General features: G+C 59.1%; 6 protein-coding genes and 1 pseudogene. 3 read left to right on the forward strand and 4 right to left on the reverse strand.

Going from position 1 to position 7,703, the window contains the following annotated elements:
• Positions 1 to 279: pseudogene (locus tag BGN91_RS08960) on the reverse strand (universal stress protein); the annotation flags it as partial.
• Positions 280 to 591: 312 nt separating this feature from the next.
• Between BGN91_RS08960 and BGN91_RS08965 the strand changes: the two are divergent.
• The 3 genes from BGN91_RS08965 to BGN91_RS08975 all read left to right on the forward strand — a co-directional run bounded on the left by BGN91_RS08965 (position 592) and on the right by BGN91_RS08975 (position 5,013).
• On the forward strand, positions 592 to 2,997 hold the full coding sequence (locus BGN91_RS08965; protein ID WP_292612400.1) for a phosphoketolase: 2,406 nt from the start codon (positions 592 to 594) through the stop codon (positions 2,995 to 2,997).
• A gap of 283 nt (positions 2,998 to 3,280) precedes the next feature.
• Positions 3,281 to 3,613, forward strand: coding sequence for a hypothetical protein (locus tag BGN91_RS08970; RefSeq protein WP_292612402.1), 333 nt, complete (start codon positions 3,281 to 3,283; stop codon positions 3,611 to 3,613).
• A gap of 59 nt (positions 3,614 to 3,672) precedes the next feature.
• Complete coding sequence (locus tag BGN91_RS08975) at positions 3,673 to 5,013, forward strand: S41 family peptidase (RefSeq protein WP_292612404.1); 1,341 nt, start codon at positions 3,673 to 3,675, stop codon at positions 5,011 to 5,013.
• Positions 5,014 to 5,121: 108 nt separating this feature from the next.
• Here BGN91_RS08975 and BGN91_RS08980 read toward each other — a convergent pair whose 3' ends face one another.
• The 3 genes from BGN91_RS08980 to BGN91_RS08990 form a co-directional block, all read right to left on the reverse strand.
• Positions 5,122 to 5,655, reverse strand: a complete 534-nt coding sequence (locus BGN91_RS08980) for a hypothetical protein (RefSeq protein WP_292612406.1) — start codon at positions 5,653 to 5,655, stop codon at positions 5,122 to 5,124.
• Positions 5,656 to 6,016: 361 nt separating this feature from the next.
• Positions 6,017 to 6,742 carry a glycosyltransferase family protein gene (locus BGN91_RS08985; protein WP_292612408.1) on the reverse strand — a complete coding sequence of 242 codons (726 nt, stop codon included), beginning with the start codon at positions 6,740 to 6,742 and terminating at the stop codon, positions 6,017 to 6,019.
• Between the two features lie 66 nt (positions 6,743 to 6,808).
• On the reverse strand, positions 6,809 to 7,429 hold the full coding sequence (locus tag BGN91_RS08990) for a pseudaminic acid biosynthesis-associated methylase (RefSeq protein WP_292612410.1): 621 nt from the start codon (positions 7,427 to 7,429) through the stop codon (positions 6,809 to 6,811).
• Positions 7,430 to 7,703: the final 274 nt, after the last annotated feature.

Raw genomic sequence — 7,703 nt, forward strand, 5'->3', positions numbered from 1 at the left:
CTGCAAGACAAGCCGCGGCTCCGCCGAAACGCCAGTACGCTTCATAGTGGCCTCGAAGCGGTCGATTGCACCGCGCGCCGCTGTTTCACTTTCTGCAAAGAGATCGGCCAGAACGCCTGGGGGGAAATTTGGAACAATATAGTTCGGAATACTGGCCGCAAAAGCAAAGGAGACTCCCGTCAGATGAGCGGCAAACATCTCGGCTGTCGAGGCAGCAAAGTCGCAAACGATATCCCGGGACGAATCGCGCTCCAGATGGAGAATGATATCCTTGATCATGCGAATCCTCCCGGCAGGCATGGTTCAACAGAGAGAATATGAGAAAGGCATCAGATCGAAATTGACCTACCTCAAGGCAAAACTCGAGGTCGCGCGGTGATGTTGGAACCCGCGAAGCTTGCGATAGCTCAATGCCGAATCAAAAACTTCTGATTTGGTCAGGCGCCACCGATCCTGATTGCGATCGGCTCTGTAAACACCCGGTTTCAAAGAAGGTTGTATCGCCAATTTTACCGAACGGTGATCCAATTGAACCACAATTGTATTGTTTCATGGGCGTGTTGTTTGAGTTTCGAACTTTGAGTTTCGAACATGGAAACGGCACCATACCATCCGACCTCTTCCAGTGACTTAGATCTACTCGACAGATACTGGCGCGCCGCCAATTATTTGTCGGTCGGACAAATCTACCTTCTCGACAATCCGCTCCTGCATGAACCTTTGCGTCCCGAACACATCAAGCCACGGCTGCTGGGACACTGGGGCACGACGCCGGGACTCAACTTCATCTACGCACATCTCAATCGCATGATCCGTGCGTTCGACCTGAACGTGATCTATATCTGCGGACCTGGCCATGGCGGCCCCGGCATGGTGGCGAACACTTACCTCGAAGGCACATATAGCGAGATCTATCCCGACATCAGTCGCGACACTGACGGCCTGCGCAAGCTGTTTCGGCAGTTTTCTTTTCCCGGCGGAATCCCAAGTCACGCGGCGCCGGAGACGCCTGGTTCGATCCACGAGGGCGGCGAGCTCGGCTATGCGCTGACGCATGCCTATGGCGCGGCATTCGACAACCCGGATCTCATCGTCGCCTGCGTGATCGGCGACGGCGAGGCCGAGACCGGACCGCTCGCCGCGTCGTGGCATTCCAACAAGTTTCTGAATCCGATGCATGATGGTGCGGTGCTGCCGATTCTGCACCTCAATGGCTACAAGATCGCGAACCCGACCGTGCTCGGCCGGATGGACGATGAAGGGATTCGGCAGCTCTTTTCAGGTTATGGCCACACGCCACTGTTTGTGGAGGGCGACGAGCCTGCGCTGATGCATCGGCAGATGGCCGACGTAATGAAGCAGGCAGTCGAGAGCATTCGCGCGATCCAGCAAGTCGCGCGCGATGGACGCAAGACGACCGATCTTCCGAAATGGCCGATGATCGTGCTCCGCAGTCCGAAGGGCTGGACCGGTCCCAAGGAAGTCGATGGCCTGAAGGTTGAAGGCTTCTGGCGGGCACATCAGATCCCGATCGCCAACCCGCGGGGAAATCCCGAGCATCTGAACCTGCTCGAGCAATGGATGCGCAGCTATCAGCCGGAACTGCTGTTCGACAAAAACGGCTGCCTGCAACCGGAATTGCAGGCACTCGCGCCGCGCCGGGACCGGCGCATGGGCGCCAATCCTCACGCCAATGGCGGATTGTTGAAACGCGAACTCAAGCTGCCGGATTTTCATGACTACGCGGTCAAGGTACCCCGACCCGGCGGTGTTGTTGCCGAAGCAACGCGGCTGATGGGACAGTTCCTTCGCGACGTCCTGCGCCTGAATGCCGGTGCACGAAACTTCCGGATCATGGGACCGGACGAAACCGCCTCAAACCGTCTCGACGCGGTGTTCGAAGCCACTGAACGGACCTGGATGGAAAGCACGGAGCCCTATGACGTTCATCTCGCTCAGGACGGTCGCGTCATGGAGGTCCTGAGCGAACATCTCTGCCAGGGCTGGCTTGAAGGATACCTGCTGAGCGGACGGCACGGCTTCTTCTCGTGCTATGAAGCCTTCATCCACATCGTGGACTCGATGTTCAATCAGCACGCCAAATGGCTGAAAGTCTCACGTGGGCTGCCGTGGCGTCGATCAATCGCCTCCCTGAATTATCTTCTGACTTCGCATGTCTGGCGGCAGGACCATAATGGTTTCAGTCACCAGGATCCGGGTTTCGTCGATCTCGTCGTCAACAAGAAGGCGGATATCGTGCGCGTCTATTTCCCGCCGGACGCCAATTCACTGCTCTGGATCACCGACCACTGTCTGCGTACCTACGATCGCATCAACGTGATCGTCGCCGGCAAGCAGCCCGCGCCGCAATGGCTGACCATGCAACACGCCGTCACGCATTGCGACGCCGGCATCGGAATCTGGACATGGGCCGGCACCGAAGTCGAAGGCACCGAACCCGACGTGGTCATGGCGTGCGCGGGTGACGTGCCGACGCTGGAGACGTTGGCTGCCGTCAATCTGCTCCGCGAGGGGCTGCCCGATCTGAAAATTCGCGTCGTCAATGTCGTCGACCTGATGACCTTGCAGCCGAAAGAGGCGCATCCGCACGGTCTCAGCGACCGCGAATTCGACGGAATGTTCACCCACGACCACCCCGTGATTTTTGCCTATCACGGCTACCCGAATCTGATCCATCGCCTGACCTACAATCGCACCAACCACGCCGGAATGCACGTTCGCGGGTTCAAGGAAGAAGGCACCACGACCACGCCATTCGACATGGTCGTTCGGAACGAGCTCGATCGTTTTCATCTGGCGATCGAAGTCATCGAGCGCGTGCCTGGCCTTGGCACGGCAGCCGCCCATGTCAAGCAACAGTTCCGCGACGCATTGATCGAACATGCGCTTTATATTCGCCAGCATGGCGAGGATATGCCGCGCATCCGCGACTGGGCTTGGCCCTATGGCGACAGGCCGGCCGCTGATAGAGCTTGACGATTGCGCGCACCGAGAGCAGAGGCGCTCTCGTCCGGCGCCATTTTAATCCCGAACTCGGTATTGAAATTTGGACTATTCGCACGCGATCGGCCGATGAACCCGAGCAACGGCCGAACTTGATCGGCTATAACCTGCCTGACCCCGGCGGGCGCTGCGCCGCAAGGTTGCGTATCGGCGAAAGCATTAAACTTTGGACAGATTGGTGCGCGCCGGCATCCCGTGTGAACTGCTCATGGGAACCTATCATGATCGTTGGGAGTTCTTGGCGCAGAGGCCAACGATGCTGACCGCATTGATCATTTCCACTCTGATGGTTTCTCACGTCGATCCGACGCCGACACGGGCCGCAGCATGTTCCGCAGGACTTGCAAAGATCGAACGCCAAATCGCCCATTTGAAGTCCGACACGCTGGAGGGGCCGACCGCCGCGCAAACGTTAGGGGCCCAGCTTCACCATCAGCCAACCCCCGCCGAGGTGAAAAGCGCTGAGCGCAAGGCAACCGACAACCTGCAGACGGCGTTGGCGCAGGCTCGCGCGGCCAATTCACGAGGTGACGCAGCGGCCTGTGACGAAGCGCTGAAGAGGGTAAAAGAATTCTACGGTGTCCAATAGCAAGCCGATCAATCCTGCACGAGGGCTACGATGACAGTGCGGCGAGGAGAGTGCGGGTCATGATCAAATTGCGCTCGCTTATCGTCATCTTCATCGCAGCCGCAAGCGCTGTTGCCGCGCCCCATATCGCCGCCCTCGCAATGCAGCGCGCCGGACCCGCTATGCCGGATGTCGCCCTGCTCGCCGGTGTGATCGAGTTCGTCCACCACGCTTACGTGCACCCGGTCGGCTCGGATGAACTGACCAAGGATGCGCTCAAGGGAATGCTCACCCGTCTTGACCCTCATTCCGACTATATGGACGCACAGGAGTTCAAGCAGTCGCAGGCAGACCTGTCGGGCAGCTTTGGCGGGCTCGGCATGGAGATTTCCGAACAGAACGAAATTCCCAAAGTCATCTCGCCGGTCGACGGAACGCCGGCGGCTCGCGCCGGACTCGAGCCGGGCGACCAGATCATCCTGATCAACCATTCGAGCACGCAGGGAGTAAGTCTGCCCGAGGTGGTGAGCCTGTTGCGGGGCACCCCCGGAACGACGGTGACGATCACCATCCTGCGCGGTAAGGGGCAGCCGTTTGACGTCACGCTCACCCGAGAAATCATCAAGGTCGAATCGGTCAAATCCAAGCTCGAGCCTGAGCGGATCGGCTATATTCGCATCAGCCAGTTCGGTGGCGACACCGCGAAAGGATTCAAGAAGGCAATCACTGATCTCAATCACAGTGCGAACGGACGCATCAAGGGGCTCGTGCTCGATCTGCGCGACAATCCGGGAGGGCTCCTGAGCGCGGCAGTCGATGTGGCCGGGGACCTGCTCGACGGCGGATCAGTGGTCAGCATCCATGGCAGGCAGGCGAGCGACGACAAGACATTCAAGGCTCCCGCCTCCGGAGACATGTTGTCCGGCGCTCCTGTCGCGGTCCTAATCAACGGTGCTTCGGCATCGGCCTCGGAGATCGTCGCGGGCGCCTTGCAGGATCGTCATCGCGCCATCATCATGGGGACTCAAAGCTTCGGCAAGGGATCGGTGCAAACGATCATCCCGCTGAAAGGACACGGCGCGCTGCGGCTCACGACGGCGCTCTATTACACTCCTTCGGGGAATTCGATCCAGGACAAGGGCATTACGCCCGACATCGTCGTCGACGTTCCCAAGGATCAGCAGATCGCAGGGGGCGCCTTGCTTCGGGAAAATGCGCTGCACGACGCTTTTGCCAACCCCGGCCCACTCAACCACACGCCGGACGCAGACGTGACGCATCCGACAATCCCGCAAGTCAAGTCCGCTTCTTCGGCACCGATCAAGGCCGATCTCATCGGCAAAGCCGATGACGCTCAGCTCAAGGCCGCACTCCAATATCTCGATCAGATCGTCGATAAAGAGGCAGCCGGATCGCGTTGATCTGGCGATGCAGTCCGCCGACAGCTACTTCATCCTTCGCGATGCGCGCACAGGGTAATTTCGGGAAGGCCGCATCCCATATGCCGTTCTGGCAATAAAATAGAGCAGCTAGTCGTCGTGTGCCGCGATTAGGGCATCGATATCCTCTTCGGTAAGCGCGGGACGGCTCAGCAGGGCCGCAGCGACGCGCTGGATCGCAGGCCAGTTTTCCCGGACGAGATCGGCAGTCTTTTGGGTCGCACGGCTGAACAGGCGGCCGAACTCCTCTGTCTCGGGGCCGTCCAACTCGACGTAGCTGCCCGGCACCGCCGGCTTGCCGTGCTGCCGCAAAACCAGCATCGCCAGGAGGCTGGTCGCGTTGGCCCGATCCACGCGCCAGCCACCGTCGCACGCCCGATTCTGGGCCGCGAGGGACATGGGACGATAGTGATGCTGGGCCTGCGGGCCGGCCAGCGCGACAATGGCGTACTTCTCCGGCGCCTCAAGATCGTCCGGGGCGAGGTGCGTCGCGCTGGACGCCGTCACCACCGCGCCGGCGCCGTCGATTGCATCGAGGGACGCGTAGCTTACCGGAATGTCCAGCACGCGCGCGATCACGGCGTGCCCAGCCTCGTGATGCGCGATGGTCTCGTTCTTCCCCACGACGACAAACTCCGTAATCTACTGACAAAGCGGCCGCACTGGCGCTCGACCACCGGATCGGATTGACCTGACCTCGGCGGTACCGATGGCCAAGCGAAAGATAAGGTAGCAAGACAGTGCCGAAGAGCAAGGCGCCGCTCGGGGAGTTGTTCTTGTCCTACGAGATCCCGGTTGGGAAGCTCATCTCCGCCGCAGCGTCTCCAAGGCGGAAGCGCTGGAACTCATCCTGATCTGCCCGAATTCGATCATGAAATGAGACCGGACGACTCGCCATCTGGGCCATGGGTCAGATGCGGATGACCCGTGTTTTGCGAGGGTTGACGATCGACGGGTGCTTTCTTGGCGAAACCCTGTCAGCTCCTCAGATCAGCTTCTGTTGAATGTGAGAGTTGATTTTCATGAGATCCGGATGTGCTTTCAGCAAAGCCTTTAAGCCCGGATAATCCATTTCGGACGCATGATGATCTTCAATCAAACGCTTGACGAGTTTGAAGTCGTCGTCGGTGTCGACGGTGATGCGCCAGTCGCTAAGATCTTCTTCATCCGTGCAGTGCTCGTGGCGAATATCCGGCATCGACGTGCGAATATAACCTGTCACATGCTCGCGCTCGGAGGAAAGCATGGCATTCTCCGCGGCGAAGTCGAGTGAGCGTCGGGAAAAAATCTCGAAATCCATGCCGCGAGGGTAGGTCCGCTTTTCGCCGTTCGAGAGATAAACGGTCTCGCTCTTCAGGCCCGAATAGACGTCGAGGCCGGCGCGAATCACGTCCGGGCAGATGAGCGGGCAGTCCGAGGTCACGCGGATGACGTGACGGGCCTCGTGCGCCCGCGCCGCTCCCTGGTAACGTTCCAGTACGTCATTCTCGCTGCCGCGAAATATTGGAATGTCGAGCGCAGCGCAGAGTTCGACAACGGGACCGTCGGAGAGATTCGTCGTCGTCGCGACAATCACGGGCACGCCGACACTGGCGAGGCGATCGAGATGCGTTTCAAGAAGCGTGCGCTCCCCGGCGCGCATCAGGATCTTGCCCGGGAGGCGGGTACTGGTCATGCGCGCCTGGGTGATGATTACGACGTCATTCGGCATCGGGGAGACCGAGAGCAACGCTCATCACATGGTCGACGTCGTCGTCAGTGCACGCTCCCGACATTTTCAGGGCCGCTTTTCCATCAGGAACCACGTCAGGTCGTCAGCAGGGAATGCCGGGTCTCGATGATAGATAAACCCGTAATCGACAAGTTTTAAATCAGGGTACTTGTCCATCATCTCACCGGCAAAATCCCGCTTCCACAAACGTCCACTGTGACCGCGATAGCTGATCTCGACCACGGAGGGATTGTAGTACTCCGCCACGAGGACATAACGATTGCTGGCCTCATGGAGCCTTTCATAGGCCACCGGTAGCATGTCGGGATTGAGGTGAATCAGAACACCGGCGGTAAACGCCAGATCGACGCTCGACCACCCGACCGGTTCGAACAACGTCGTATTGGAAGCAGCTATTCCGGGTATCGTCGCCAGCCTTTCGAAGGCCAGGCTGTTTATTTCGATGGCTTGGAACGCGGCGTCTGGAAGCAGGGTCTTGAGGGCCAGAATATTAAGGCCGATGTTGGCGCCAAGCTCTCGAACCGACCGGATGTTGCTGCATCGCTGGACAATTCGGGCAAACATCGCGGTTTTGGCGGCCAGCACGTCCTGACTTTGATTCCGTTCGATGTAGTTGTCGCCAAACTCTCCGGCCCAGAATTCCTCTTGTGCTGTGACCTGGGTCATACGTGCTGGCTCTCCTTGAAGTTTCACGTCATTACTACAACTAAAACGGGCAGCGGATCATTGTACATGCTCTCGTCACGAACCTGCGAAAGACCAACGCTCCTTTCATTGGCTCCGGGCGCACAGGAGAGTAAACCCCCGGCAATGTCAGGCGAGCCGCGGAAGGGGCAGATGGAAGGGCTATGATGGATCGTGAGAAGGTCAAGGCTCATTGGCGGGACTGGGCATCGAAATTCGGCACCGCGCTCGGCGCCACCACCAGAACCGGAACCGC

The organism is Nitrobacter sp. 62-13, assembly GCF_001896955.1.
Taxonomy (GTDB): Bacteria; Pseudomonadota; Alphaproteobacteria; order Rhizobiales; family Xanthobacteraceae; genus Nitrobacter.

Excerpts from the sequence above, each read along its gene's own strand:
- BGN91_RS08965 (WP_292612400.1), top strand. The coding sequence starts at position 592 with ATGGAAACGGCACCATACCATCCGACCTCTTCCAGTGACTTAGATCTA.
- BGN91_RS08970 (WP_292612402.1), top strand. The coding sequence starts at position 3,281 with ATGCTGACCGCATTGATCATTTCCACTCTGATGGTTTCTCACGTCGAT.
- BGN91_RS08975 (WP_292612404.1), top strand. The coding sequence starts at position 3,673 with ATGATCAAATTGCGCTCGCTTATCGTCATCTTCATCGCAGCCGCAAGC.
- BGN91_RS08985 (WP_292612408.1), bottom strand. The coding sequence starts at position 6,742 with ATGCCGAATGACGTCGTAATCATCACCCAGGCGCGCATGACCAGTACC.
- BGN91_RS08990 (WP_292612410.1), bottom strand. The coding sequence starts at position 7,429 with ATGACCCAGGTCACAGCACAAGAGGAATTCTGGGCCGGAGAGTTTGGC.